Below are 26,701 nucleotides of genomic sequence, written 5' to 3'. Positions count from 1 at the left end.
GGATTCCGGCGCCGCGATGTCGTCACAGGCGTACTGACTGGTTGGTATGCGTGTGGTACTCCTGATGGACCGCCCAGGTGGGGGCGCGCTTGGAGGTGTGGTCATGGGCGACTCGCGGCACGAGTGGATCGAGCCGGGCGCGTACGAAGTCGCGCCGGGCGTGCACCGGATCCCGCTGCCCCTTCCCAACGACGGCCTGCGCGCCGTGAACGTCTACGCGATCGCCGACGGCGACACGCTGACGCTCGTCGACGGCGGCTGGGCGCTGGACGAGGCGCGCGAGCAGCTCGCCGCCGCGCTGCGCCAGATCGGCGCCGGGCTCGGCGACATCAGCCGGTTCCTGGTCACCCACGCGCACCGCGACCACTACACGCAGGCGGTGGCGCTGCGGCGGGAGTTCGGCTCCAAGGTGCTGCTGGGCGAGGAGGAGCGGCACACCATCAACGCCCTGGCGGACCCCGGGCACCGGCCGCTGGCCAAGCAGATCGAGCTGCTCGCCGAATGCGGCGCGAAGCCGGTGCGCGACGCGGTCATCGCCGCCCGCGACGACGGCCCGCGCGGCCCGCACTTCTGGGAAGAACCCGACGAGTGGATCGGCGAATCCACCGACATCACGCTCGCCGACCGGCCCCTGCGCGCGCTGGCCACGCCCGGCCACACCCGCGGCCACCTGGTCTTCATCGACGACGACGCCGCGCTGATGTTCGCCGGCGACCACGTGCTGCCGCACATCACGCCGTCGATCGGGTTCGAGCAGGCCCCCACCGAGACCCCGCTGCGCGACTACCTGGCGTCGCTGCGGCTCGTCCGCGCGCTGCCCGACATGCGGCTGCTGCCCGCGCACGGCCCGGCCACCGACAGCGTCCACCAGCGCGTCGACGAGCTGCTCGACCACCACGACTCCCGCCTCGACGCGATGGCGGCGGTCGTGGTGAACGGCGCGAGCACCGCGTACGAGGCGGCGCGGGCGCTGACCTGGACCCACCGCGAGCGCAGCTTCGACGAGCTCGGCGACCCCTTCAACCAGATGCTGGCGGTGCTGGAAACCGCCGCCCACCTGGACGTGCTGAGCCTGCAGGGCAAGCTCGTCAAGGAGACGGTCGAAGGGGTCGTGCACTACTCCGAGGCCTGACCGATGCGGATCAGGAACGGCAGCACGCACACGGCGAGCACGCCGCCGCCGATGGCCAGCGCGCTGTAGCTCGTCGAGGCCATCACGAGCCCGCTGGAGAGCCCGGCCGTCGCGCCGGCCAGCGAGACCGCGAGGTCGACCCGGCCCTGGATGCGGGCCCGGTTCGCGAGCGGGGCGGCGTCGGTGACCATCGCGGTCCCGCCCAGCAGGCCGAGGTTCCAGCCGAGCCCGAGCAGCCCCAGGCCGACCGCGAGCCCGGCGACGGAGTGCTCCGGGACGAACGCCGCGACGAGCCCGGCGGCCAGCAGCACGACGCCGCCTGCGGCGATCATCGCGTGCCGGCCGAACTTGTCGGCGAGCGCGCCGGTCAGCGGCGACGGCAGGTACATGCCCGCGATGTGCACGGCGATCACCAGGCCGGTCTCGGCGAGCCCGTGACCGTGGTCGCGCATGTGGATCGGTGTCATGGTCATCACCGCCACCATGACCAGCTGGGTCAGCACCATCGCTCCCGCACCGAGCGCCAGGCTGCCGCGCGGCCCGTTCCCGCTCGTCTGCGCCGCGCCGGAATCCTGTTGGGCGGCCAGCTCTCGCGCGGTCAGCAGTGGGTCCGGGCGCATCAGCACGGTCAGCAGCAGGGCCGCCGCGCCGTATGCGACGGCGGAGAGCAGGAACGGCCCGGAAAACGCAGGAAGGCCAACGGATTCTGCCGCTGAGCCGGTGACTTCCGTGAGGTTCGGGCCGAGTACCGTGCCGCCGGTGGTCGCCAGCAGCACGATGCTCAGGGCGCGCCCGCGGTGCGCGGGATCCGCCAGATCCGCTCCCGCGTAGCGGGCCTGCAGGTTCGTCGCGGTGCCCGCGCCGTAGGGCAGGAACGAGATCAGCAGCAGGGCGGCGTTGTCCAGCAGGATCGCCGCCACGATCCCGAGCGCCCCGAGCGCGCCGACGGCGAACCCGACCGAGAGGCCGCTGCGGCGGCCGCTGCGCTGCGACAACCGGCCGATCAGCAGTGCGGCGATGGCTGCACCGAGGGTGAACAGCGCGCTGGTGATCCCGGCCCAGCGCTTGGATTCGAGCATGTCCTCGGCCAGCAGCGCCCCGACGACCACGCCGGAGGACAGCCCGGCACCGGCCAGGACCTGCGAGCAGATCAGCGCGCGGATGGTCCGGCGCTGCACGCGTCGCCGGATCTGGTTTGCGGCATCGGAGTTCACGGCATCGTCGACGGTCACGCCCCCGCTCACCGGCCGGTTCGGGAAGTAGCCGGACACCGCGGAATTCCGCGCGAGGAAGGGGAAGAACGAGGCGCAATCATGGACATTGTCTACCTCTCGCGGTTGTGCCGGGGCAACCTTCGGCCGCGCGAGCGGGAATTCCGGCTCAGAGCACCGGGTGCATCTCGGGATGGGCCTGCCACCACTGGTGGAACCGCGGGTTGTCCGTGACATGCAGCAGGTAGGCGCGGGCGATCTCCCGGTAGAGCAGGTCCGCCTGCTCCCGGGTGATGCGGTCCGGCCGCCAGGCCACCAGCAGCCGCGCCATCAGCGGATCTCCTTCCAGGGGCAGGGCGACGGTGCCGGGGGGCACGGCGAATGTGGGCTCCACCACCCGGATCCCGTGTCCGTTGGCGACCAGCTCGCGGCCGCCGCCGCTGGGCGCCTCGAAGCGGATCAGGGGCTCGAAACCGGCTTCCAGGCACGCGGCCCGGAGCGCGGCCAGCGAGCCGTCGTCGGCGCCGGGCGGCCCGATCCACGCCTCGTCGCGCAGATCGCCCAGCCGCACCTGTTCGCGGCCGGCCAACCGGTGGTCGGCGGCCAGCGCGACGAAGCACGGATAGCGCGGGACCAGCACGCGGCTGGTGACCGGCCGCTCCAGCGGGACGTCGAAACCCGCCATGATGCCCAGCAGGGCCGCGTCGTACCGGCCGCTGGCGAGCGAATCCGCCAGCACCGCGGCGGAAGACTCGACGTGCAGCATCACCGAACGTCCCAGCGGGGCGGCCTGAACCCGGTCCACGATGCTCGAAATGCACGCTATGTGGGCACATCCCAGGCGCAGCGGCTCGGTCGACGCCTGCGGACTGCCCGCACCGCCGAACAGGGAATCGACCTCCGACAGCACGATCCGGGCGCGATCGAGGGTCCGCCGGCCGAATTCCGTCGGCACGACGCCGGTCCTGCTCCGGACGAACAGCGCATCGCCCAGCATCCGTTCGATCGCGTGCAGCTGGTTGCTCAGTGCAGGCTGGGTGAGTTCCATCCTGGCCGCGGCGCGCGTGATACTGCCCGCCTCCGCGATCGCGCAGATCATCCGGAGCTGCCGGATCTCGATCGTCATAGCGGAACTTTATATCGCCGCTTATGGGGCCAGGTGTCCTTCTGATGCCAGAATTCTCGCAACGTGCGCACGTTCCAGGAGTCGGGAGACCGGTATCCCCGCTCCGCCCCCTTGCCGAAATCTTCCTCGCTAGGAGGTCGAACGTGCCGAAAAGACCGCCTCATGCCGCCCGGAGCCGGCGCCCTGCCGCGCTTTGGATCATGCTGCTCAGCCTGGTCTTGGCCCTGATTTCGCCCGCCGTCGCGCAGTCGGCGCCGGGCCCGGCCGAAAAGCCCACCGCGCCAACGGAAAAGAGCCCGGTCCGCACGCTGGAGGCCAAGGACCGCCCGCCGCTGCCCGCGGACGACTCCGCCCAGCGGCGCAAGTACTTTGAAGTGCAGGACTTCCCGTTCCGGCCGCGCCCTTCGGCGCAGGCTGAGGTGCAGGCGCCGGACTGCGATCCGTCACAGTTCACCGGCAATACCGGAAGTGAACTCGTCCGTCAGATCCAGTCTGCCACCCCCGACTGCATCAACACGCTGTTCCGCCTTACCGGCGGTGACGCCCACGGGGCGTTCCGGGAAGAGCAGATGGTCACGGTCGCCAATGCGCTCCGGGACAACGCCGCCGCCTATCCCGGCGACAACAGCACGAACACCCTGCAGCTGGTGCTCTTCCTGCGCGCCGGGTACTACGTCCAGTGGGGCGACCCGGGAAGCGTGGGTGAGTACGGGCCGGCGCTCAAGGCGGCGATCCAGGGCGGGCTGGACGCGTTCTTCGGCAACCCGAAGTCCGGAACGGTCAGCGACGAGAGCGGCCAGGTACTCTCCGAATCGGTCATTCTGATCGACAGTTCCACCGAGAACGGCCGCTACCTGGAGGTCGTCAAGCGGCTGCTCACCGCCTACGACTCGTCCTACGACCAGTTCTATTGGATGGTCAACGCGGTCAACAGCGTCTACACCGTGCTGTTCCGCGGGCACCAGTTCCCGGACTTCGTCGACGCGGTCCACGCCGACCCGAGCGTGGTGGACACCGTGCACACCTTCGCGACGCAGCACCTCGACCTGCTCGGCACCAAAAACCGCTTCCTGACCGCCAACGCGGGCCTCGAGCTCGGGCGCTTCGTGCAGCACGAGGCGCTGCGCGACAAGGTCCGGCCGTTGCTCAAGGACCTGCTCGGCCGCAGTCAGATGACCGGCCCGACCGCGCCGCTGTGGGTGAGCGTCGCCCAGATGACCGACTACTACGACAAGCAGAACTGCGGCGAATACGGCACCTGCGACCTGCAGCAGCGGCTGACCGACGCGGTCCTGACCGTCAAGCACACCTGCTCGCCGAGCATCAGCATCCGCGCTCAGCAGATGTCGGCCGAGGAACTTGCGGCCAGCTGTACCAGCCTCAACGGCCAGGACGCGTTCTTCCACGACAAGGTCCAGGACGGCGGCCAGCCGGTGGCGGACGACAACAACACGACCATCGAGGTGGTCGCGTTCGACTCCAGCGCCGACTACCAGACCTACGCGGGCGTGATCTTCGGGATCAGCACCAACAACGGCGGCATGTACCTCGAAGGCGACCCCGCGAAGCCGGGCAACCTGCCGCGGTTCATCGCCTACGAGGCCGAGTGGCAGCGGCCCACCTTCGAGATCTGGAACCTCAACCACGAGTACACGCACTACCTCGACGGGCGCTTCAACATGCACGGCGACTTCGCGGCGTCGACCAGCACGCCCACGGTGTGGTGGATCGAGGGCGTCGGCGAGTACATCTCCTACTCCTACCGCAACCAGCCGTACCAGGAGGCGATCGACGAGGCCGGCAAGCAGACCTACCGGCTGAGCGAGTTGTGGGACACCACCTACAACAACGGCGACACCAACCGGACCTACCGGTGGGGATATCTCGCGGTCCGGTACATGTTCGACCGGCACCGCGCCGAGCTCGGCACCGTGCTCAACTACTACCGCCAGGGTGACTGGAACGGCGCGCGCGACTTCCTCACCCGCACCATCGGCACGAGCTACGACCAGGACTGGTCGAACTGGCTGAACGAGTGCGCCGCAGGCGCCTGCTCGACGCCCTGACCGATAGCGATCCAGCCGCGGGCGCGCGGTCGGCGTGGAGCCGGCCGCGCGCCTGCGCGCGTCGAATGGCAACGATCAGTGATCGGCGTCGTCGCTGTGCGTGCCCGAAAATCACCCGGCTGCCGCGTAGGGCGGTGAACTCCGGCGTGCCAGGCTTGAAGGGCTTGAGGCAGGTGGGGGGCGGGTACCTCGTTGGGGTCGAAGGGAACGTAGCTAGGAGCTCGTCATGTTGAGCAGGCACGAGCGGGACAGGCTCGCCGAGATCGAATCCGAGCTGGTGTCCGGCGATCCTCGGCTGGCGGAGAAGTTCGCCCGGTTCGACGGCGGCCGGAGCTGGGGTGGCATGCGCCGGCTCCTGGTGTTCCTGGTGCTCGTCCTCGTCGCGCTGCTGGCGGTGCTCTGCCTGGTGAGCGGGCTGGTGCTGACCGCGATCGCGTTGGTCATCAGCACCGCCGCCGTCGCGTTCGGCGTTTGGTGGCATGCCAGGCGGAAACTCCGGGAGTGACCGCCGATTTGTCCTGTATGGATGATTTACGGAGCCGGGTGGGGAAGCGCCTGCAGCACGGTGTCGGGCTCGACGAAGACGCCGTCGGGCAGGCTTCGGAGGCGTTCCAGGTGCGCCGCCGGGGCGCCCAGCGCGACGCACTGCTGGTAGATCTCCTGCTTGGTGGCCGGGAAACGCACATGGCAGAGGAACCTGAGGAGTTCTCCGCGATCGGGTACGGGCATCGTTCCCACCGCCCGTCGAGCCGGTTGGGTCGACATCCGGCTACCCCTCCCATGCGGCACGCACACGCGGCACGGTGATGACGGCGCGGATGGGGCTGGCGGGGACGCTGGAAAGCCGCGGGACGCAGAGATGAGCGGGCTCGGCGAAGCCGCGCGGCGCCGGGTCCTGGTCGTCCTGTGCGGCACGGAGATCACGAGCTGGGCGCCTTCCCGGTGCTGGCACCGGCGATCAGCGCGGACACCGGCTGGTCGGTGGCGCTGCTGATTCTCTGCGTGCCAGATCGTCCCGGCGCTGACCGGCGCGGCCGGATGGGCTACGGGCGGTTGTCGCGGATCACCACCGCGCGCAGCATGGCGGCCGTGATCGCCGCCGGCGCGGCGACGACCGGGCTGCTGGCCGCATGTCCGGAGAGTCCACAGTGGTCAGACGGCGACCATTTCGCGGGCCGCGAGGGCGATGGCCGGTGCGTCGATGCCCGCCTGGCCCAGCAGCTCGGCCGGCGTGCCGGAGCCCGGCATGCCGCGCACCGCCAGCACGCGCACCGGCGCCCCGGTGCCCGCGAGGGCGCTGAGCACGGCCTCGCCGAGGCCGCCTTCCGGCCAGTGGTCCTCGGCGGTGACCAGCCCGCCGGTCTCCGCGGCGGCCCGCCGCAGCGCGTCGACGTCCACCGGCTTGATCGAGTACAGGTCGATGACGCGGGCCTGGATGTCCTCCCGCGCAAGCGTTTCCGCCGCCTTGAGCGCCTCGTGCAGGGTGATGCCCGCGCCGACGAGCGTGACGTCGTCGCCGTCGCGCACCATCCGCGAGCCGCCGACCGGGAACTCCTCGCCGGGCTCGTAGATCACCGGCGTGGCGCCGCGGGTCGTCCGCAGGTAGCTGATGCCGTCGCGGTCGGCCATCTCGGCGACCAGCTGCACGGTCTGGTTCCCGTCGCACGGGTAGAGCACCGCGCTGCCGTGCACCGCGCGGAACTCGGCGAGGTCCTCCAGCGCCATCTGCGACGGCCCGTCCTCGCCGATCGACACACCGGCGTGCGAGCCCATCAGGCGCAGGTTCGCCCGGCTCACCGCGGCCATCCGGATGAAGTCGTAGGCGCGGCTGAGGAACGCGGCGAACGTCGAGGCGAACGGCACCCACCCGCGCACCTGCATGCCGATCGCCGCGGCGACCAGCTGCTGCTCGGCGATGTACATCTCGAAGTAGCGGGCCGGGTGGGCGTCGCGGAACAGCTCGGAGAAGGTCGAGTTCGACACCTCGCCGTCGAGCGCCACGAGGTCACCGCGGCGGTCGCCGAGCGCGCGCAGTGCCTCGCCGTAGGCCTTGCGGGTGGCGACCGCGGCGCCGGGCTCGAACGCGGGCAGCCCGCCGCCGGGCGCCTCGAAGACGTGCGGCGTCTCGTCGCCGGTCGGCTTCGCACAGGTCACCCGCAGGTCGCGGATGCCGCCGAGCTCGCGGATCGCCTCGTCCGGGTGCACCAGCGGCTTGCCGTGGAAGCCCGGCCGGTCCTCGACCTCGGCGACGCCCTTGCCCTTCTTGGTGGCCGCCAGCACGGCGACCGGCCGCCCGTCGCCGGACTCGGCGTCCTTCAGCGCGGCCTCCACCTGCTCCGGGTCGTGGCCGTCGATCTGCAGCACCCGCCACCCGGCGGCGTACGCCCGGGCGGCGTAGGCGTCGAGATCCCAGCCGTGCATCGTCTGCCCGGTCTGGCCGAGCCGGTTGACGTCGATCAGCGCGATGAGGTTGTCGAGCTGCTCGTGCCCGGCGTGCTCCAGAGCTTCCCAGATCGATCCCTCGGCCATCTCGCTGTCGCCGCAGAGCACCCACACCCGGTACGGCAGCCGGTCGAGCCGCTGCGCCGTCAGCGCCAGACCCACGCCGATCGGGAGGCCCTGGCCGAGCGAGCCGGTCGCGACGTCGACCCAGGGCAGCACCGGCGTCGGATGGCCCTCCAGGCGGCTGCCGAACTCGCGGAAGGTGAGCAGCTCGGCGTCGTCGATCGCGCCGACCGTCTTCAGGCACGAGTAGTACAGCGGGGACGCGTGACCCTTGGAGAAGATCAGGTGGTCGTTGCGCGGGTCTTCGGGGTGGTCGAAGTCCAGCCGCAGGTGCCCGTCCAGCAGCCCGGCCATCAGGTCGGCGGCAGACATGGACGACGTGGGGTGCCCGGAACCGGCGGCGCTGCTGGCCCGCACGGAGTCGACCCGCAGCTGCTGCGCCAACTCGATTCGGAAGCTCAGATGGTCCATGCCAGGGGAGATGCCCGCACGCACCTCCACCGAAACCAGCATCAGCAGGTCCGCGGTTTCGATCGAAACCGCGAGTGAGGGGGCGTCGGGGGATCGCAGTTTCAATTGAAACTGCGATCCGTGCCGGTACCTGCCCGGCCTGTCAGGTCAGGTCGGTGTTGCTGAGGCCGGTGAGGAGGCGCTTGATCACCTCGGGGTCGATCTCGGCCGTTTCGTCGGTCTGGTGCTCGGCCTGGGCGCGCCTGCTGCGGGAGCGGCGCGGCAGCGGCACCGCGTTCGCCGAGACACCACCCGGCAGCGGCAGCTCGCACCACACGAGGGTGCCGCCGCTGCGCAGGGTCGTCGCGCCGCAGCGGCCGCCCGCGAATCCGGGCGCCAGCGCCGGCGGGACGCTCGCCAGCTCGTCCTCGACCTCGGCGACGAGGCTCTCGCCGCTGAGCCGCAGGCGGACGGTGATGAAACCGGGGGTCTCGGGGTTCGCGCTGTCGACCGCCGCTGTCACCAGCGCCGTGGTGAGCTGCGAGGTCTCGCCGATCAGCTCCCGCAGGGACCACTCGGCGAGGGTGAACCGGACGAACATCTCGGCGCAGTTCACCGCGCTGGGCAGCGCGATGAGCCGTAGGTCGTCGACTTGGGAGGTCTGAGTGTTCACCTGGTTGTCGTCCTCCATCCGCGTCCGCTGCGCGCCTTCACCCGTGAGCCTTATCTTGCCAACACGAGCGGGTGGCTTGACTTCAGGGGCGGAACTACGGGCGTCACCGCTCGCGGCTCGGTTTCGGGCTGGCTTTTCGATCTCTCCGGCGTGCGCACCACGCGGCGACAGCTTGGCCCCGCCCGGTGCGGTGCCTCAGGTGGCTCGGTGCATCTGTTCGCCATCCCTTGACTGTCTGTTGTGGACGATCTCCGGGGAACCCCGTTCCAGCGCAGCGAATTCCGGTGTCGAGCGCCGAACGCGTCGGCACCGGGCGGGCCGGGCACAGTGGTCTGGCCAGAAACGTACGGCACGAATCGCGGTTGGTACAGACCGGTACGTATCGGTTCCACAACGGCAGTGCCCGAGCCCGGTGCCCGGCGGGGTGCCCGCTGGTCGGCGGGCACCCCGATCGGGTCACACGAGGGCGTCCAGGCCCTCCTGCATCGCCTTGCCGATCAGGTCGATCTCGGACTCGCTGATGATCAGCGGCGGCGACACCGCCAGCGCCTTGCCCAGCGGGCGCACGATCACGCCGAGATCGCGGATCGCGGTCTGCGCGCGGCCCACGGCGCCGGGGTCGGCGGCCAGCACCTCCGGCGCCAGCTCGACGGCGCCGAGCAGGCCGGTGCCGCCGCGCACCTCGGCGACGGCGGGGTGGTCGGCCAGCTGCTGCAGCGCGTCGTGCAGCGGGCGCTCCAGCTCGTCGGCCCGCTGCAGCAGCTTCTCCCGCTCCAGGATGTCCAGGTTGGCCAGGGCCGCGGCGGCCACCGTGGGGTGCCCGGAGTAGGTCGCGCCGTGCCGGAACGGGCGGCCCGGGTGGTTCCAGAACGGCTCGGCCACCCGCTCGGCGATCACCACGCCGCCCAGCGGCAGGTATCCGCTGGTCACGCCCTTGGCGAAGGTGATCATGTCGGGCTGCAGGCCCCACCGCTCGACGCCGAACCAGGTGCCGACCCGGCCGAACCCGCAGATCACCGCGTCGGCGACGAACAGGATGTCGTGCTCGGCGCAGATCTTGGCGACCGCCTCCAGGTAGCCCGGCTCCGGCGGGTACAGCCCGCCGGCGCCCATCACCGGCTCGGCGAAGAACGCCGCCACCCGGTCGGCGCCGAGCTGGTCGATGGCCTCCCGCAGACCCTCGGCGTCGTCGTGGGCGACCCGGCCGACCTCCGGCACGAGCTGGCCGAACCCGGCCTGGTTCACCTCGATCCCGCCGATGCTGGTGCCCATGCCGTTGGTGCCGTGGTAGGCGTTGCCGCGGCTGAGGATGTGGGTGCGCTGCGGCTGCCCGCGCTGCGCCCAGTACTGCCGGGCCAGCTTGGCGGCGGTGTCGATCGACTCGCCGCCGCCGGTGGTGAGGAAGATCTTCGCGCCGTCCATCGGGGCGAGCTGCGAGAGCCGGTCGGCGAGCGCCTCGGCAGGCGGGTTGGTGAAGTCGTTGAACACGAAGTAGGACTCCAGCTCGCGCATCTGCGCGGCGGCGGCCTCGACGATCTCGGTGCGGCCGTGGCCCACGTTCGCGTACCACAGACTCGCGGTGCCGTCGAGGTAGCGGCGGCCCTCCTGGTCGTAGATCCAGACCCCGTCGGCCTTGCTGACGCAGAACTGGCTGCTCTTGACCTGGAACATGTCCGCGAACGGGTGCCACAACGCGGTGTCGCGCGGTGCTGTCGACATGCAGTCCTCCTTCGGTATCGCGCCCCCAGCTTGGTCGTACCACCCGCCGGTACGCCAGTGCCAAAACGCCGAAATTCGCCGATCGAGTTGGCCAGATCGCCACCGATGATCACGCGCTGTGATTGCGGGACCGGTCACAGCCGGGACCTTCTCCTCTGCTGGCGGCCCGCCGCTGACGGCAGTGTCGTGGTTTTTGCCGACCCGTGAAGGTGCTCGCCGCATGAGTAGCCCTGTGTCAACCTCAGTCCTCCTCGACCGCACCCCAGGGGACCGTGACGCGAACCAGCCACGAGAAACCACGCAACGGGAAATCGGGCTGAACGCAACCACCACTGTGAATCGCGGAGAGGCGGACCGGTCATGAGCTGGCTCCCGATGCTCCGCCGCCAGTCATCCGATTCCGCCGACGAGCGGCCGTGGACGCCGGAGGAGGTAGCGGTGCTGGCCGAGGCGGTGCGCCGGGCGCCCTCCGTGCACAACACGCAGCCCTGGTCGCTGCGAGTGCAGGGGCGCGCCGCCGTGCTGCGGCTGCGCTCGACGGCGGAGCTCGCCCACCACGACCCGGACGGCCGCGACCGGCGGCTGTCGTGCGGCGCGGCGGTCGCCAACCTCGCGATCGCGATGCGCGGGCTGGGCTGGGCGACCGACGTCCAGTGGCACGCCGACGAAGGCGAGGCGATGGTGATCGGCACGCGCCGGCGGCCGACGACCGCGATCGACCGGGAGCGCCGCCGAGCCATCGGCCGCCGGGTGAGCTTCCGGCGCGCCTTCAACACGCGCCCGGTCCCGCACCTGGCGCGCACCGCCGTGGCGACCGCGGCGACCACGCAGGCCACCTGGGTGGACGGGCCCGCCGAGGAGCACGCGCTGGCGCGCCTGCTGGCCTATGCCGCGCGCGCCAATCACGCCGACAAGACCTACCAGCGCGAGCTGGGCGCCTGGATCGGGCCGGTCTCGGACGAGGGGCTGCCGGCGGAGGCGCTGCCCACGCGCGGCGTGTCCGCGACCGGGCTGGCGACCGGCGCCACCCGCCTGCCCGACCAGGAGCAGATCGCCCGGTCGCTGGCGCAGGAATCGGTGCTGGTCTTCAGCACGATCACCGACGGCCCCCGGGACCAGCTGCTGGCCGGGGAGGCCGCGGAGCGGGCCTGGCTGGAGGCGACGCGGCTGGGCCTGGTCGCGTCGGTGATGACGCAACCGCTGCGGCTGTCGGAGGTCCGCGCCGGGCTGAGCGTCGAGCTCGGCCTCGGCGGGATGCCGCAGCTGCTGATGCGGATCGGCTACCCGCTGGCGATCCCGGTGCCGCGAGCCGGCCGCCGCCCGCTGCCGGACCTGTTCGCCGACTGACCGTCCACTGTGTTCACTAAGCCATCCGGCGGGTGAATCCCGCCCGGTGCGCCGCCCCGCGTCCGGCTGGTGGGACGGGCGGATACCGCATTGACATGCCGGTGGTGCTCTGTTGCGATTGATTCGTGATGTTCCCGGTGCTCACGAAGCGGCGGCACGTGGATTTCCGCCGCGTGTCGGCCCAAGCGTGTCGTTCCTAGCGCTCCGCCAGCCCGGGCTCCGCATCGCGGCGGAGGTCCGGATCAGCAGGCAGTCCACATCGGACTGAAATCTCGGACCCAGGGAGCACGTGTGTCCAGCGTCCTCATCATCTCCGGCAGCCCGTCGCGCACCTCGAAGACCGAACGGATCGGCGAGCACATCGCCCAGCGCATCGCGGCGTCCGGCCGCAGCGCCGAACACCTGCGCGTCCGCACCCTGCCCGCGGATGCGCTGCTCGGCGCCGACACCCGGGCCCCGGCGATCGCCGAAGCCATCGGCAAGGTCGCCGAGGCCGACGGCGTCGTGCTGGCCACCCCGACCTACAAGGCGGCGTATTCCGGCCTGCTGAAGGCCTTCCTCGACCTGTTGCCGCAGTTCGGCTTCGCCGGCAAGGCGGTGCTGCCGCTGGCGACCGGCGGCACGGTCGCCCACGTCCTGGCCATCGACTACGCGCTGCGCCCGGTGGTGCACTCGCTGGGCGCCCGCCACGCGGTGCAGAGCTTCTTCTTGCTGGACAAGCACATCTCGGTGGTCGACGACCAGCTCAGCGTCCACCCGGACAGCGCCGAACCGCTGGCCGACGTCATCGAGCAGTTCACCAAAGCGCTGGACGGCGTCCCGCACTCGACCGTCCTCGGCCGCACGGCCTAACGGCACGAGGTAAAGGGCGCCTCCATCTTTTCCCTGTTGTCGGCATGATTCCCGAGACGCACTGGGCGGGCTCACGGGCAGCCACAACGCCGAACGGGCGCACGTTATGAGACTCGCCGTGCGATGTGGTCGAGTGCGTCGCCAAGGGTGGATGGCAACGCTGGGCGTTGCTCTGGTGGCGCCGCGGTCCGGCGGAGAATGACTTCTGTCCGTGCCGATGCGATCTCGCCGACCATCGAAGCCACGTCGGCGGCGACCCGTTCGGCTTCGGACCATGATCCGGCGAGCAGGGATGCCCTGAGCAGGTTCGCCCGGTGAATGTAGAGCGCCCACCGGAAGTGTTCGCGTCCTTCGGATCGTTCGACGGCGGCCGCCAGGCGCGGGAGTGCCTTGTCGTAGTTGCCGAGGCTGGCGTACACCATCCCCTCGTGTCCGGCGAGTTCGCGTTCGTCGAACCACCATGACCAGCCCGGATCGCGGCCGGTGGTGCCGTCGGTGAATGCGGAACGGGCACGATCGAATACCCGCAGGGCTTCGGTCTCGTCGCCGAGCGCGGCCAGGGCGCGGGCGGTGCGAACGTCGAACAGTGCCCGGACCTGGCCGGGTAGTTCGGCCCGGCCGCTCATGCGGGTCGAGATCCGCAGTGCTTCGCGGGCACGGCCGACGTGCACGCTGGCTAGTGCCTGGTTAGTGAGGATGAACCACTGCATTGACGTGTCGCCTGCGATGTGGGCGAGTTCGAGCGCTTCGGCGTTGACCGCCCGCGCCTCGTCGTGCCGCTCGGCATCGAACAGCAGCCATCCGGAGAGTTCGCCGAGCTCGGCAGTGACGGCTTCGAGGTCCCGTTCGATCGCCGGTACGCAGCGGCCTTCGCCGAGAATGCCCTGCGCCCGCCGGAAGCACCGCAGGGCGATCGGGGCGACTTCGGCTCCCCCGTGCACGCCGTCGAGGGCGACGAGGTGGGAGATCGTCCGGCGCATTTCGTCGAGGTAGTCACTTGTTGCGGGTGCGTCCTGATCGGCCATCGGGAGGATCACCCCGGATTGGGTCGGTTCGGGGTGATCCTCTGACGCTCGCAGAGCCTTTCCGGTGGGTGGGGTGCTGGTGGAGAACCCGAGTTCGGCGTCGTCAGCGGCACCCAGCACGGCCCGGAACCCGGCGCGGTAGTCCCGTCCGGGGCAGCGCACCGCGCCGCGTTCCAACCGAGCTATGTAGTGCGCGTCGAGGGCTCCGGCTCGTCGGGTGTGCTGAGCAACCCAGGCGTTGACGGCTTCGGCGAGCTCAGCACGGGACGACGGTTCCCCTGGCATCCGTGGGGAGGGGGTCGCCTCACGGGCTGCGCGGAGTCGATCGTTGCGGGCGCGGGCCATGCTGTTGATGCTGCCAGGCGCCCCGATCTGCCCCAACCTGCCCAACCCGAATGCCCTAGGCCTGGCGCGGTCTGGTGTCGATGTTCGAGGCATGCATGAGGCACTGGCGATGTTGCTCGGGCTGCTGGCCTGGTCGGTGATCTTCGTTCCGCTTTTCATCGTGTGGTGGCTGCCGGGACACCGGGAGAAGCAGGCGCTGAAGGCGGAGGCGCGGCGTCGGGAGGAACGGCTGTAGAAGCCGGCGCGGCCACGTGGCCGCACCGGCCGAGAGCGGCACCCGGATCGTCGTCCGGGACTGACCGCGTGGCTCGTCCGGGCGTGGTGCTGACGCCCTTGTCCATTGTGGACTCAACGGCCTCCACGGTCTAACAGCGCCCTTTTCATCGCGTCTCCGGCTCAGCGCAGTTCCGGCGGGTTGGTCTCGGAGGTGCTGATCGCCGAGTCCTCGACGCCCCACTTGCGCACGATCCGCTCGTAGGTGCCGTCCTCGATCAGCTTGTTCACCGCTGGCTGCAACGCGGGTGCCAGCGGCGAGTTCTTCGGCAGCGCGAATCCGACGTTCAGGCGCCGGAACTCGTTGAGGAACCGCAGGTTCGGCTGCTGGCTGACCGTGTAGCGCAGCCCGTTGATCGTGCTCATCAGCACGTCGACCTTGCCCTGCTGCAGGGCGGAGTACTGCGCGCTCATCTCCTTGAAGACCAGCACCTGGTAGGCCGGCCGGCCCAGCTCGCCGCAGCGGTGCTGGTGGGCGTTGAGCGTCGTCTCGAACGTCGTGCCCGCGCCGGTGCCGATGGTGTGCCCGCACAGCTGCGTGACGTCGGTGACCGGGGTGAGATCGCTGTCCTGGCGGACCGCGAGGCCCTGGCCGTCGTTGAGGTAGGTCACGAAGTCGACGGTCTTCTTGCGCTCCTCGGTGACCCCGAAGTTGCCGGTGCCGACCTGGAACTTGCCGCTGCCCAGCGCGGGCAGGATGGTGTCGAACGCGGCGTCCTGCCGGTCGATCCGCACGCCGAGCACGCGGGCGACGGCTTCGGCGACGTCTATGTCCACGCCGACGGCGGTCCGGTTGTCGGCCAGGTAGAACGCGCCGGGCGGGCTGCCGTCGAGCGAGCTGCCGAAGGTCAGCACCCCGGCCTGCCTGACGTCCGGCGGCAGCAGCGCCGCGATCGCTTCGTCCTTGGGAACAGCGGAGATCACGTCGGCGGTCGCATCGAGACCGGGCGCGGCTTCGGTCGGGATCGCGCCGGGCGCGCAGCCGGCGAGCAACCCGGCCGCGGTCAGCATCACGACGATCGTTCTGAAACGGGGCAGCATTCGGTGTGAACCCTTCGAGTGCAGCGATCGGGCGAGGTGGTGGTGGCCCGTGCGAGGTGGTCAGCTGCAGCGGCTGTTTTGGATGTGGTGCAGTCGGGTGTGGTAGCGCGGGCTTTGTGTGTTTGAAGCGGCGCAGCCGCTTAGCCCACCCTCGCAACTCGCACCGCCGCGGGTTCTCAGACTGTGCCCGCCTTCTGGGCTACTGGGCGAGGCCAGTCCCCGATGCCGCGTATTGGACATACGTAAGTCGGGGCTCCCACAGCCAGGCGGCGTCTGTAACTCCCGCAGGGGGCCGCTACCCGCACCGCCACGCAAGATGAGTCTGGAAATAGCGTTCTGCAGCGGCTGGTGGCGCGAAGGAGGGATGACGTCAGCCGCGACAAGCGGCCGACCACACCAGGGCGAGGTCGATGTGGGCGCGTTTCACCAAACGCAGTTGCCTGGTCACGCAACGAGAATCGCCGGATGCCGGATGGGTGTCAACGACGATCAACCTGTGGGACGGCCTTGACCCCGCGGCCGGGACGGCTAGCGTGTCAGGCGGTGGTGGTCCCCGCCGACGTCGTTCGGCGGCCGTTTCCTGCGAGGCGTTCCTCTCCTTTTCGTCCAAGCAGCGCGATTTCCGCGGGAAATCGACGCGCTGATCTCCGCGGATTCGCCGCACGACAGGGAAGTCCCGATGACCCGATCAACGCATCTGCAGGCGGTGCCCGAAACCGGGCCCGCCACCGTCGCCCCGCCACCTGTGGTGCCCGCGCGGCATCCCGGCAGGTGGATCGCCGCCGTCGCGGCGCTGGTCGTGTTCGCGCTCGTGGTGCATTCGATGGCCACGAACCCGAACTTCCAGTGGCCCGTCGTCGCCGCCTACTTCACGCTCCCGGCCGTGCTGAACGGCCTTTGGCTCACGCTGTGGCTGACCGCCGTCACCATGGTCCTCGGCTTCGCGCTGGGCGCCGTGCTGGCCGTCATGCGGCTGTCCGGCAACGCCGTCCTGAACTGGCTGAGCTGGACCTACACCTGGCTGTTCCGGTCCATCCCGCTGCTGGTCCAACTCCTGTTCTGGTTCAACATCGGCGCGCTGTACCCGACGCTGAGCTTCGGCCCGTGGTTCACAGTGGACACCGTGAACCTGCTCGGCGGCACCACGACGGCGGTGATCGGCCTGGTGCTGCACGAGGCCGCGTTCGCCGGGGAAGTGGTGCGCGCCGGCATCCTGTCGGTCGACGCGGGCCAGACCGAGGCCGCGCAGGCGCTGGGCATGACGCGGATGCGGGTGCTGCGCCGGATCGTGCTCCCGCAGGCGATGCGCGCGATCATCCCGCCGGCGGGCAACATGCTCATCGGCACGTTGAAGGGCACCTCGATCGTCAGCGTCATCGCAGTGCACGACCTGCTCTACTCGGTGCAGCTGATCTACAACCGGAACTACCTGGTGATCCCGCTGCTGCTGGTGGCGACCGTCTGGTACCTCGTGATCACGTCGATCCTGACCGCGGGCCAGTACTACGTCGAACGCCACTACGCCCGCGGTGCCCACCGCGAGCTGCCGCCGACACCGCTGCAGCGGCTGCGCGCCGCGCTGAAGGGAGCCCGGTGATGCTGCGGATTACCGGTTTGCACAAGAGCTTCGGCGCCACGCCGGTGCTGCGCGACGTGGATCTGGCGGTGCGGCAGGGCGAGGTGACCTGCGTGATCGGCCCGTCCGGCTCGGGCAAGAGCACGCTGCTGCGCTGCATCAACCACCTGGAGAAGGTGGACGCCGGGAGCATCGAGGTGGACGGCGTGCTGATCGGCTACCGCGAGTCGGCGGGCAAGCTGCACGAGCTCGGCGACCGCGCGATCGCCCGCCAGCGCGCGGGGATCGGCATGGTGTTCCAGGGATTCAACCTGTTCGGGCACCTGACGGTCCTGGAGAACCTGATCGAGGCGCCGGTCGGCGTGCTCGGTCTGTCCAAGAAGGACGCCTTGGTGCGGGCGCGGGAGAAGCTGCGCCGCGTCGGCCTGGCGGATCGCGAGGACGCCTACCCGCGGCAGCTCTCCGGCGGCCAGCAGCAGCGCATCGCCATCGCCCGCGCGCTGGCGATGGAACCGAAGCTCCTGCTGTTCGACGAACCGACCAGCGCCCTGGATCCGGAGCTGGTGGGGGAGGTGCTGGCGGTGATGCGCGACCTGGCCGCGGCCGGTCAGACGATGGTCGTGGTGACGCACGAGATCGGTTTCGCCCGGGAGGTCGCCGACACCGTCGTGTTCCTGGACGGCGGCGAGGTGCTGGAAACCGGGCCGCCGGGCAAGGTCCTGGACGACCCCGGGCAGCCCAGGACCAGGGACTTCCTGCAACGCGTGCTGTGATCTCCGTCGTATTTCCCGGAATCGGATCGTGGCAGGGTGGGTGGCTCCGGGCGAAGGGAGTCGATGATGACTGGGCGCAGTCCGAAGCTGCAGCGCGCTTACGACCTCAAGAGCAAGGAAGAAGCCGAAGCGGTCTACGACGAGTGGGCGGCGGAGTACGACGCGGACATGGTCCAGGGCATGGACTACGTGGCGCCCGCGAACGCCGCGAACCGCCTGGTGCACCTGGCCGGCGACCCGGGGCCGGTGCTGGACGCGGGCTGCGGCACCGGCCTGGTCGGCGCGGAGCTGGCGCAGCGGTCGGTCGCGGTGATCGACGGGATCGACCTGTCGCAGGGCATGCTCGAGAAGGCCCGGGCCCGCGGCATCTACCGCGACCTGGCCAAGGCAGACCTGACGCGGCGCCTGGACATCCCCGACGACACCTACGGCGCGGCGATCTGCGTCGGCACGATCACCGACGGCCACGTCGGCCCGGAGGTCTTGAACGAGCTGGTCCGGGTGGTCCGCCCGGGCGGCCTGGTCGTGGCGACGGTGGCGCACGTCTGGGAGTCCCGGAAGGTGGGCGAGCACATCAACGGCCTGGCCACCGACGGCCGGATCCGCCTCCGGGAGGCGGACGAGTGGGAGTCGGTGCGGGGCGAGGACGTCCGCTGCCGGATCCCGGTCCTCGAAGTCCGCTAGCGCGAAACCCGTTCAAGGGCACCTCCGAATCTGCCGGGGGTGCCCTTCTTCGTGCCCGAAAAAAGTTGACAGTCAAATTTCAAATGAGAGTAGGATGTCAACATTCTCAGGAGGGAGTGGTCGTGCGCGAGAGCATGCTGGGGCGGCTGCGGGAGGCGGACCGGCTGCGCCGGCTCGGTTCGGCGGCCATGGCCGAGCGCGGGCGAGCCAGGTTGGCCGCGCAGGTCGCCTACGCCAGGGCGAACTCGCCCTTCTACCGGCGGCTCTACCGGGGCCTGCCCGACCGGGTCACCGACCCGGCGCTGCTGCCGGTGACCGGCAAGAAGGCACTGATGGCGGAGTTCGACGACTGGGTCACCGACCGCTCGGTGACATGGTCGGCGGCACAGGAGTTCGTGGCCGACCCCGGCTCGGCCGGGCGGCCGTTCGCCGGGCGGTACACGCTGATCACGACGTCGGGGACGACCGGCGCGCCGGGCATCTTCGTGGTCGACCAGCGGGCGCTGGCGGTCAACGTCGCGCTCGCGTCGCGGATGCGGGGTTCCTGGCTGGGCGCGGCCGGGCTGGCCGGGGCGGTGGCGCGCGGTGGCCGGATGGCGCTGGTCGTGGCCACCGGGGGCCACTTCCTGGTGGCGGCCGGGTCCGAGCGGCTGTTCGCCAACCCGGTCACCCGCCGGCTCGTGCGGGTGTTCTCCGCGCACGCGTCGATGGCGGAGCTGGTGGCCGGGTTGAACGGCTTCCGGCCCGCGATCGTCATCGGCTACGCCAGCGTCCTCTCCCTGCTGGCCCGCGAGCAGCGCGAAGAGCGCCTGCACATCGATCCGGTGCTGGTGGAGACGGCAGGCGAAGCGGTCGCGCCGGGGGAGCGGGAGCGGATGGCCGCGGCCTTCGGAGCGCGCATCCGCGACACCTACGGGGCCACCGAATGCCCGTTCCTGACCGATGGCTGCGCGCACGGCTGGTACCACGTCAACAGCGACTGGGCGGTGCTGGAACCCGTCGACGCCGACCACCGGCCGGTCGCGCCCGGCGAGCTCTCGCACACCGTGCTGGTGAGCAACCTGGCCAACCGGATCCAGCCGATCCTGCGCTACGACCTGGGCGACAGCGTCCTGCAGCGGCCGGACGCCTGCCCGTGCGGCGACCCACGGCCCGCGTTCCGGGTGCGCGGCCGAGTGGCCAACAGCCTCACCTTCCTCGCGCCGGGCGGGGAAACGGTCGAGATCCCGTCGATGGTGCTGAACACGCTGATCGACCGGGTGCCGGGGGTCGGCCTGTTCCAGGCCGAGCAGACCGGGCCGATGGCGCTGCGGATCAGGCTCACCTGCGCCGCGGGCGCCGATGCCGAGGAGGTCTGGCGCGCCGTGCTCGACGGAGTGGCCCGCGCCCTCGCCGACCGGGGCTTGGGGGGCGTCGACCTGCAACGCGCCGCGGAGCCGCCGCGGCAGGGCCGGGGCGGCAAGTTCCGCACCGCGATCCCGTTCGACCCGGCGCAGCAAGGAGAATCGAGCCATGACGGCAAGCCCTGAACCGAACCCGGCCCCCGGACTGCGGGCGAAGAAGAAGGCCAGGACACGCTCCGCGATCCAGCGGCAGGCGTTGCGGTTGTTCGCCGCCCAGGGCTACGAGGCGACCACCGTCGAGCAGATCGCCGAGGCCGCGGAGGTCTCGCCCAGCACCGTTTTCCGCTACTTCCCGACGAAGGAGGAACTGGTCGTCTCCGACGGCTACGCCCCGGAGGTGGTCGAGGCGTTCCGCGCCCAACCCGCGGAGCTGACTCCGCTGCAGGCCGTCCGCGGGGCGATCGGTTCGGCCTTCGGCGGGCTCTCCGGCGACGAAGTCGCGCGGCGGCGGCAGCTCCAGGAACTCGTGCTCACCGTCCCGGAACTCTGGGCGGCGAGCCTGGGCAACATCAAGCAGACCCAGCGCATGCTCGCCGGGCTGGTGGCCGAACGGGCCGGTCGCGATCCCGCGGACGCGGCGGTCCGCAGCTTCACCGGAGCGGTGTTCGGCGTGCTGCTGGAGGTGTGGCTGCGCTGGGCGGAGGATCCGGACCTGGACGCGCTGGAGGCGTTGGACCGGGGCCTGGCTCACTTGGAGGCGGGACTGCCGCTGTGAAGCGGATTTTCGCTCACGCCGACCCAGCACCGGCCCTGCGCGGGATGAAACGAGCGGTGAATCCCTGCGGCTGCAGGAGTTCCTGGAACTTCGGCGGGCAGGCACCGTCCTCTGTGGTCACCTCGTACTCGCGCACCAACCAGAAGGCCGCCAGCGCCATCTGGATCATGCCGAGCTGGGTGCCGACGCAGACCCGGGGTCCGGCGCCGAACGGGATGTAGGTGTGGCGGTGCGGGGACGCCTGCGCGTCGAGCCACCGCTCCGGCGCCAGCCGGTCCGGATCGGACCACCAGCGCGGATCCCGGTGGATCAGGTACGGGCTGAACATCACCTGGTCGTTCGGCCGCAGCCGCCACTCGCCGAGCTCGGTCTCCCGCCGGGCGGTCCGCCCGATCAGCCAGGTGGGCGGCCACAACCGCAGGACTTCCTTGATCACCGCCTCGGTCTGCGGCAATGCGGACAGCGGCGGCGCCTCCTCGTGCGGCCAGGCCTCGGCCTCTTCGGACACCCGGCGCCGCAGTTCGGGTTCGGTCGCCAGCACCCGCACCAGCCACGTCAGCGCCGAAGCCGGCACCCCGTACGCGGCCAGCATGATGCCGCGGAGCAACCGCTGGACCTGGAGCTCGCTGAGCTCGGGATCTCGCGCGGCGAGCAGCACGTCGAGCAGGTCCTGCGGCTGCTCGGGCCGTGCCGGCGAACTCGCCTGGCGCTGCCGGATCTTCTCGGTGATGACGACCAGCGTGCTCTCCCGCGCCCGGAGGAATCGCCGGATGCGCTTGGACGGCCACCAGGCCGGGAACAGCTGCGAACTGCCGCCGAGCGGCTCGATCGCCTTGACGTTCTCGGTGAGGACCTCCGGCACGCCGCCGGAGTCGGCGCCCAGGCAGAAGTCCGCCGTGGCGCGGCCGGCGAATTGCTCCATCACGTCGAGGACTTCTACCCGGCGCCCACCGGTTTCGTCGAGCGTCCGCCGGAACAGCGGGTGCAGCCGGGCCGAATGGGCATGGGAGACCGTGCGGCTGAGCCCGTGCCAGCCCTTCCGCCTGGCGGTCATCCACACCTGCGCGTCCGTCGCCGCGCGCTCCGGATCGATCCGCGTCGCGATCGGCGTGCTCTCGCTGTGGAAGTCCTCGTTGGTCCGGGCGAGCATGTCGTGCACCAGATCCGGCGCGAGCACCACGATCGTGCGGTCGTCGAAGGAGAAGACGTCGCCGTACTCCTGGTGGCAGCGGCGGAGGAACGCCATCCGGTCGCGGTCGTAGTCGAGCGTGTTCCCGACCAGTAGGCGACCCTTCGGGCCGGGCGGCCGAGCCGTGCTGCTTCTGGTGCTGGTCAACGGTTTCCCTCCGGATTGCGGGGTGGAGGTGAGGAGCGGGCCCCCACCCCGCCGCGCTGTCAGTTGGCGATGATCCAGTAGGTGTAGAAGCCACCCATCCGGGTCTTGCCGACCAGTCGCGCCGCGATGTGCCGGACGTAGCTCGTCATTTCGCCTCCTTGATTAGGGGTTACCTGTTGACGAAGTTTGCGCAATCAACCGTTGAAATCCAACGACTGAACGGCCTAACCTGCTTGTGGCCGAAAGTCTGGGAATAGCAGGGAATCAGGGACGAGAGCGCCGCGATCGACCCAGGAGGGAGGTCTGTCCGATGGCGACAGTGCGGCCGAATCCCGGGCTCGCGCGGGCTGTTGCCGGGCCGACCGCACCGGTGCGGCCGCCGTGGACCGTCCGCTCGTGGCAGCATGGGCTCCATGCCCGAGACGGAGTTCGATGCGATCCTCTGCGACTTCGACGGCGTTCTTCGCTGGTGGGATCCGGAAATAATGTCCGGACTGGACCGCGCGAATGGCCTGCCGCGGGGGACGCTGGCGAAGACGGCGTTCGCGCCGGACCGCCTGAACCCCGCGATCACCGGGGCACAGACGGACGAACAATGGCGCGCGGCGATCGCCGCCGACCTCGCCGAAGCGTGCGCAACGCCGGAGGCGGCGCGTGCGCTCGTCGCGGAGTGGTCCGCCCATGCGGGCGAAGTCGTCGACGAAGTCGCGGAACTGCTCGCGGCGGCGCGAGAACACGTCCCGGTGATCCTGGTGTCGAACGCGACCACCAGGCTGGAATCGGACCTGGACCGGCTCGGGATAGCGGATCTCCTGGACGAGGTGGTCAACAGTGCCCGGGTGGGAATCGCCAAACCCGACCCGGGCATCTACCGATTCGCGGCGGCCCGAGCGGGTGTCCCGGAAGCCCGCTGCCTGTTCGTCGACGACACCCTCCAGAACGTCGAAGCGGCCCGGGGCCTGGGCATGAGAGAATTGCACCACCAAAACCCCGCCCAACTCCGGGCGGCGCTCATGAGCGGTTGAGGCGCTCGCCTGTCCCAGCCAGCCAACAGAAACGACGCAGGGCACGGGCGAAGATCTCTACTTGACCGGCAAGGTGACCGAGACGGTCGGTATCCAGGTTTCCGAGCGGAATCTGCCGGGCCTCGCCGTCCAGGCCGTCCCGCAGCAGGTGTACCGCCGACAGCATCTGGCTCGGGGTGTCGATCCGTGCCGGTATGTCGGAGGGTTCGACGCGAACCGGCGGTTCCGCGGTGTTCCGGAAGGCGAATTGCACCTCGCAGTCCGTGCATTCCCGGACCGCCGGAGCTAGACCGGGCGTTACAGTGCCCGGCCGCGAACATTCCTCCACTTCGTCGATCTGGAACCTCTGCCCGCACCACGAGGTGACGTGGAAATCGCTTGTGTCACAACGGATGTGGGAAAATCTGCACCACTCCGGTACGAGCCCGAACCAGTGCTGGAAGTGGTGCGTCGACGTCGTTTCCGGCGTGTCGAGCAATGGCTCGCTGCCCTGCGCTGCGACTATTTTCCTGCTTACCAAGGTTCCTCCCCGAGCTGGTCTTGTCACTGGATCGCTGACAGGAACCACAGTGCTTGGTAGCGCTACAGCTCCACCACTCCTCAAATTGGGTGATCACCAAGCTGAGAACTATCGATAGGATGTGTTTCATGTCTGCTACCGCAGGTATGCCACGCGCCAGGGCGCTGTCGTCGGCGTTGCGGGAAGCTCGGCTGGCCTCGGGTATCGGAGTCCGAGAACTGGGGCGCATGCTCGACTACACCCACGTCGAGATCTCGAACTGGGAGACTGGCAAACGGGTTCCGAAGATAGAAACGGTCGCCGCGATCCTTGCGACGCTGCGCGTGACGGCAGGGGAGCGGGACCGCGTCCTCGACCTGGCTCGCAACGTGCACGAGCCGAACTGGCTCACTGTCGGCCTGAATGGCATTCCCCAGCAACTGGCCGGTGCCGTCGAATGCGAGCGAGCGGCATCGGCGATTGTCGAGTGGGCTCCGATGCTGATCCCCGGCCTGCTCCAAACACTGGACTACAGCCGGGCGATCAAGAAGTCGAGTGGCTTGTCGGATGCGGACACCGAGCTCCGGGTGATGTTGAGCGCCAGCCGACGCGAGGTCATCGTGCGGCGGATCGACCCGGTGAGTTTCAACGCCTTCATCGGTGAGGCGGCACTGTTCGAGCCGATCGGGCCGCGCGAGGTCATGCTGGAGCAACTGGACCAGCTCCTTGAGCTGGCGGGTAGGAGCAATGTTGCCGTCCGAATAATGCCGCTGCGCGTCGGTTGGCATCCCGGCTTGCTGGGGCCGTTCGTGCTCTACGAGTTCGACGACATCTCCCCGGTTGTTCACTTCGAGCACTACAGCTCGGGTGCATTCATCCCGGCGGAGCACGATGTGAACGAGTACCGCAGCGCGGTTCAGCAGATTGAAAGCTTGGCGATGGATCGGAAAGATTCCGCCGAGTTCGTCCTAAAAGCGAAAGCGAAATGGGAAAGGTGAGCCGTGTCCAGCTACTCCTGGCAGAAGTCCAGTTACACAGGGCCGAACGGGAACTGCGTCGAGCTGTCGAGGCCGCGAGGCTTGGTGCGGGATTCGAAGGACCCCAACGGCCCTTGGCTGAGGGTCGATGTCGGCTCGTTAATCCATGCCGCCAAGACCGGGCGTTTCGAGCGTTGACGTAGTGGTGCGGGTTTGGCCGGTCCGGCTCGTGAGCGCTTTGGATCGCTATGGCAGTCCAAAGCGCTCACGAGCCATGAGCTGGGGAAACGTCGGCCGTGGCGGAGCGATCGGCCGTTACAGGAGGCCGTTGATCCAGTTCTGCGGCAGCGGGGCCGTGATCGCGATCAGGTCTTCCTTCGGTTCTGCGCTGATCGCTTTGGTCGTCAGGACCAGCCCGGCCCCGGCCGGTCGCGACGACGTGACGACCGCTCGCGCCAGCGGGTCGCCCTGGGGTCGGTCGTGGTAGTCCAGCAGTGTCCGGACCAGGTGTTCGCCGAGCCGTGGGAGTTCGCAGTCGAGCAGGCGCTCGGCGTCCTGCTCGAAGCCCGAGGCCTCCGCTTCGCGGCGGCCCGAGCAGGTGTCCCGGAAGCCCGCTGCCTGTTCGTCGACGACACCCTCCAGAACGTCGAAGCGGCCCGGGGCCTGGGCATGAGAGCATTGCACCACCAAAACCCCGCCCAACTCCGCGAGACCCTCGCGCCACTGTTGCGCCGGGCTAGCGAATGAGGAACGGCCGCGGAGGCGCGGTTTCCCGATTCTGGTTGTGCCTAGCGAGAATTCGGTGTTGTCGGCGTGTGCGGAGGAAACAATTGGCGATGAAATCCGACTTGGTCGCTTAGAATCCGCCCATGGCGAGAACTGACCGCGTTGGCCGGGTGATCGCGGCGCCACCGGAGGTGGTGTACGGGGCCCTCCTCAATCGGGAGGCCCTCGAAGCCTGGTTGCCGCCGGAGGGCATGCGCGGCCGGATCGAGCGGTGGGATCCCCGGCCCGGTGGCGGGTTCCGGATGGTCCTCACCTACCTCGATCCCAGCGGTAGCCCCGGCAAGACCTCGGACGCGACGGACGTCGTCGACATCGGGTTCGCCGACCTGGTGCCGAACGAGCGCGTGGTGCAGCGGGCGGTGTTCGAGGCCGACGATCCGTCGTTCGCAGGCACCATGACGATGACCTGGCACCTCGCCGCCGCCGGCGACGGGACCGAGGTGACCGTCACCGCCGCGGACGTGCCGCCCGGTATCGATCAAGCGGCCCACGAGACCGGGATCGCCTCCTCGCTCGCGAGCCTGGCGTCGTACGTCGAAGCGGCGGGCTGACCGAAGCCGCGCGATCGTCCGCTACAGCGGGCCGTCGATCCAGTTCTGCAGCAGCGGGGCCGTGATCGCGATCAGGTCTTCCTTCGGTTCTGCGCTGATCGCCTTGGTCTTCAGGACCAGCCGGGCCGCGCCGAGGCCCATCAGGTGGCTGCAGACCAGCTCCGCCCGGAGGCGGGCCTTCGGGCCGGTCAGACGCTTGGCGAGCCGGCTCACCAGCTGGCGTTCGAAGTTCGCGCGGAACTGGGCCCCGGCCGGTCGCGACGACGTGAAGACCGCCCGCACCAGCGGGTCGCCCTGCGTCCGGTCGTGATAGTCCAGCAGCGTCCGGACCAGGTGCTCGCCGAGCCGCGGGAGTTCGCAGTCGAGCAGGCGCTCGGCGTCCTGCTCGAAGCCCGAGGCCTCCGCGAACAGGCTTTCCTTGCTGCCGAAGTACTTCATCACCAGCGCCGCGCTGACCTCGGCGTCCGCCGCGATGTCGCGCAACGTCACGTCGGCGTAGCCGCACGACGAGAAGCGGCGCCGCGCCGCCTTGAGGATGGCTTCGCGGGTGGCGCACGCGTCGCGCCGCTGGTCCTCGCCGACCGCTGGGGCCGTTGCCGTGCTGGACATGC

General features: G+C 70.0%; 27 protein-coding genes. 15 read left to right on the top strand and 12 right to left on the bottom strand.

Features of this window, described 5'->3' with window-relative positions; genetic code table 11:
* Positions 1-103: 103 nt before the first annotated feature.
* Positions 104-1,132: an MBL fold metallo-hydrolase gene (locus BLW84_RS25575; RefSeq protein WP_093269828.1), complete on the top strand. Its 1,029-nt coding sequence runs from the start codon at positions 104-106 to the stop codon at positions 1,130-1,132.
* On the opposite strand, the gene BLW84_RS25570 is transcribed toward BLW84_RS25575, so the two are convergent.
* Both BLW84_RS25570 and BLW84_RS25565 read right to left on the bottom strand, forming a co-directional pair.
* The gene (locus BLW84_RS25570) at positions 1,117-2,403 is read right to left on the bottom strand and encodes an MFS transporter (protein ID WP_342743177.1); all 1,287 of its coding nucleotides are present in this window, start codon (positions 2,401-2,403) and stop codon (positions 1,117-1,119) included. The genes BLW84_RS25575 and BLW84_RS25570 overlap by 16 nt on opposite strands.
* Before the next feature lie 109 nt (positions 2,404-2,512).
* A complete protein-coding gene (locus BLW84_RS25565) occupies positions 2,513-3,469 on the bottom strand; it encodes a LysR family transcriptional regulator (protein ID WP_093269822.1) in 957 nt (318 codons plus the stop codon).
* 200 nt (positions 3,470-3,669) lie between these two features.
* Here BLW84_RS25565 and BLW84_RS25560 point away from each other — a divergent pair, with 200 nt between their 5' ends.
* Positions 3,670-5,535 (top strand): collagenase, encoded by a 1,866-nt coding sequence (locus BLW84_RS25560; protein WP_093269819.1) that lies wholly within the window; start codon positions 3,670-3,672, stop codon positions 5,533-5,535.
* 226 nt (positions 5,536-5,761) lie between these two features.
* A complete protein-coding gene (locus BLW84_RS25555) occupies positions 5,762-6,040 on the top strand; it encodes a DUF3040 domain-containing protein (protein WP_093269817.1) in 279 nt (92 codons plus the stop codon).
* A gap of 26 nt (positions 6,041-6,066) precedes the next feature.
* Here the strand turns inward: BLW84_RS25555 and BLW84_RS25550 are convergent, their stop codons facing one another.
* From BLW84_RS25550 to BLW84_RS25535, 4 genes are all read right to left on the bottom strand, one after another.
* Positions 6,067-6,264, bottom strand: a complete 198-nt coding sequence (locus BLW84_RS25550) for a DUF2795 domain-containing protein (protein WP_093269873.1) — start codon at positions 6,262-6,264, stop codon at positions 6,067-6,069.
* A gap of 423 nt (positions 6,265-6,687) precedes the next feature.
* Positions 6,688-8,553, bottom strand: coding sequence for a transketolase (locus tag BLW84_RS25545; RefSeq protein ID WP_425441753.1), 1,866 nt, complete (start codon positions 8,551-8,553; stop codon positions 6,688-6,690).
* A gap of 100 nt (positions 8,554-8,653) precedes the next feature.
* Positions 8,654-9,163: a histidine kinase gene (locus BLW84_RS25540; protein WP_093269868.1), complete on the bottom strand. Its 510-nt coding sequence runs from the start codon at positions 9,161-9,163 to the stop codon at positions 8,654-8,656.
* Between the two features lie 456 nt (positions 9,164-9,619).
* A complete protein-coding gene (locus tag BLW84_RS25535) occupies positions 9,620-10,882 on the bottom strand; it encodes an aminotransferase family protein (RefSeq protein ID WP_093269814.1) in 1,263 nt (420 codons plus the stop codon).
* A gap of 360 nt (positions 10,883-11,242) precedes the next feature.
* Between BLW84_RS25535 and BLW84_RS25530 the strand changes: the two genes are divergently transcribed.
* A complete protein-coding gene (locus tag BLW84_RS25530; RefSeq protein ID WP_093269811.1) occupies positions 11,243-12,229 on the top strand; it encodes a nitroreductase family protein in 987 nt (328 codons plus the stop codon).
* 291 nt (positions 12,230-12,520) lie between these two features.
* Positions 12,521-13,081, top strand: coding sequence for an NADPH-dependent FMN reductase (gene ssuE, locus BLW84_RS25525; RefSeq protein ID WP_093269809.1), 561 nt, complete (start codon positions 12,521-12,523; stop codon positions 13,079-13,081).
* 104 nt (positions 13,082-13,185) lie between these two features.
* Here the strand turns inward: ssuE and BLW84_RS25520 are convergent, their stop codons facing one another.
* Entirely contained in the window at positions 13,186-14,391 is a 1,206-nt protein-coding gene (locus tag BLW84_RS25520) for an NsdA family TPR-like regulatory protein (RefSeq protein WP_143061101.1), read from the bottom strand.
* Between the two features lie 151 nt (positions 14,392-14,542).
* On the opposite strand from BLW84_RS25520, the gene BLW84_RS47665 reads away from it, so the two are divergent.
* Entirely contained in the window at positions 14,543-14,686 is a 144-nt protein-coding gene (locus tag BLW84_RS47665) for a hypothetical protein (RefSeq protein WP_177226684.1), read from the top strand.
* 161 nt (positions 14,687-14,847) lie between these two features.
* On the opposite strand, the gene BLW84_RS25515 is transcribed toward BLW84_RS47665, so the two are convergent.
* Positions 14,848-15,765 (bottom strand): ABC transporter substrate-binding protein, encoded by a 918-nt coding sequence (locus tag BLW84_RS25515; protein ID WP_093269804.1) that lies wholly within the window; start codon positions 15,763-15,765, stop codon positions 14,848-14,850.
* A 679-nt stretch (positions 15,766-16,444) separates the two neighbouring features.
* Between BLW84_RS25515 and BLW84_RS25510 the strand changes: the two genes are divergently transcribed.
* The 5 genes from BLW84_RS25510 to BLW84_RS25490 all read left to right on the top strand — a co-directional run bounded on the left by BLW84_RS25510 (position 16,445) and on the right by BLW84_RS25490 (position 20,916).
* Positions 16,445-17,362, top strand: coding sequence for an amino acid ABC transporter permease (locus BLW84_RS25510; protein WP_093269803.1), 918 nt, complete (start codon positions 16,445-16,447; stop codon positions 17,360-17,362).
* A complete protein-coding gene (locus BLW84_RS25505) occupies positions 17,362-18,114 on the top strand; it encodes an amino acid ABC transporter ATP-binding protein (protein WP_093269800.1) in 753 nt (250 codons plus the stop codon). The genes BLW84_RS25510 and BLW84_RS25505 overlap by 1 nt, the downstream gene beginning before the upstream one ends.
* Positions 18,115-18,180: 66 nt before the next feature.
* Positions 18,181-18,798 carry a class I SAM-dependent DNA methyltransferase gene (locus BLW84_RS25500; protein WP_093269798.1) on the top strand — a complete coding sequence of 206 codons (618 nt, stop codon included), beginning with the start codon at positions 18,181-18,183 and terminating at the stop codon, positions 18,796-18,798.
* A 122-nt stretch (positions 18,799-18,920) separates the two neighbouring features.
* Complete coding sequence (locus BLW84_RS25495) at positions 18,921-20,327, top strand: phenylacetate--CoA ligase family protein (RefSeq protein WP_245761368.1); 1,407 nt, start codon at positions 18,921-18,923, stop codon at positions 20,325-20,327.
* A complete protein-coding gene (locus tag BLW84_RS25490) occupies positions 20,311-20,916 on the top strand; it encodes a TetR/AcrR family transcriptional regulator (protein ID WP_093269795.1) in 606 nt (201 codons plus the stop codon). Before BLW84_RS25495 ends, BLW84_RS25490 begins: the two co-directional genes overlap by 17 nt.
* A gap of 13 nt (positions 20,917-20,929) precedes the next feature.
* Here the strand turns inward: BLW84_RS25490 and BLW84_RS25485 are convergent, their stop codons facing one another.
* Complete coding sequence (locus BLW84_RS25485; protein ID WP_093269792.1) at positions 20,930-22,252, bottom strand: cytochrome P450; 1,323 nt, start codon at positions 22,250-22,252, stop codon at positions 20,930-20,932.
* Positions 22,253-22,665: 413 nt separating this feature from the next.
* Here BLW84_RS25485 and BLW84_RS25480 point away from each other — a divergent pair, with 413 nt between their 5' ends.
* Positions 22,666-23,277 (top strand): HAD family hydrolase, encoded by a 612-nt coding sequence (locus BLW84_RS25480; RefSeq protein ID WP_093269863.1) that lies wholly within the window; start codon positions 22,666-22,668, stop codon positions 23,275-23,277.
* Here the strand turns inward: BLW84_RS25480 and BLW84_RS46495 are convergent.
* A complete protein-coding gene (locus tag BLW84_RS46495) occupies positions 23,264-23,797 on the bottom strand; it encodes a hypothetical protein (protein WP_143061100.1) in 534 nt (177 codons plus the stop codon). The genes BLW84_RS25480 and BLW84_RS46495 overlap by 14 nt on opposite strands.
* 128 nt (positions 23,798-23,925) lie before the next feature.
* Here BLW84_RS46495 and BLW84_RS25470 point away from each other — a divergent pair, with 128 nt between their 5' ends.
* The gene (locus BLW84_RS25470) at positions 23,926-24,774 is read left to right on the top strand and encodes a helix-turn-helix domain-containing protein (RefSeq protein WP_093269786.1); all 849 of its coding nucleotides are present in this window, start codon (positions 23,926-23,928) and stop codon (positions 24,772-24,774) included.
* Positions 24,775-24,777: 3 nt separating this feature from the next.
* Positions 24,778-24,951, top strand: a complete 174-nt coding sequence (locus BLW84_RS25465) for a DUF397 domain-containing protein (protein WP_093269783.1) — start codon at positions 24,778-24,780, stop codon at positions 24,949-24,951.
* A gap of 117 nt (positions 24,952-25,068) precedes the next feature.
* Here the strand turns inward: BLW84_RS25465 and BLW84_RS47660 are convergent, their stop codons facing one another.
* Positions 25,069-25,437: a hypothetical protein gene (locus BLW84_RS47660; protein WP_177226683.1), complete on the bottom strand. Its 369-nt coding sequence runs from the start codon at positions 25,435-25,437 to the stop codon at positions 25,069-25,071.
* Between the two features lie 185 nt (positions 25,438-25,622).
* Between BLW84_RS47660 and BLW84_RS25455 the strand changes: the two genes are divergently transcribed.
* Positions 25,623-26,090: an SRPBCC family protein gene (locus tag BLW84_RS25455; RefSeq protein WP_093269781.1), complete on the top strand. Its 468-nt coding sequence runs from the start codon at positions 25,623-25,625 to the stop codon at positions 26,088-26,090.
* Positions 26,091-26,111: 21 nt separating this feature from the next.
* Here BLW84_RS25455 and BLW84_RS25450 read toward each other — a convergent pair whose 3' ends face one another.
* Positions 26,112-26,699 (bottom strand): TetR/AcrR family transcriptional regulator, encoded by a 588-nt coding sequence (locus tag BLW84_RS25450; protein WP_093269778.1) that lies wholly within the window; start codon positions 26,697-26,699, stop codon positions 26,112-26,114.
* Positions 26,700-26,701: the final 2 nt, after the last annotated feature.

The organism is Saccharopolyspora shandongensis, assembly GCF_900106995.1.
GTDB classification, from domain to species: domain Bacteria; phylum Actinomycetota; class Actinomycetes; order Mycobacteriales; family Pseudonocardiaceae; genus Saccharopolyspora; species Saccharopolyspora shandongensis.
This window is presented reverse-complemented; position numbering and strand designations above follow the sequence as displayed.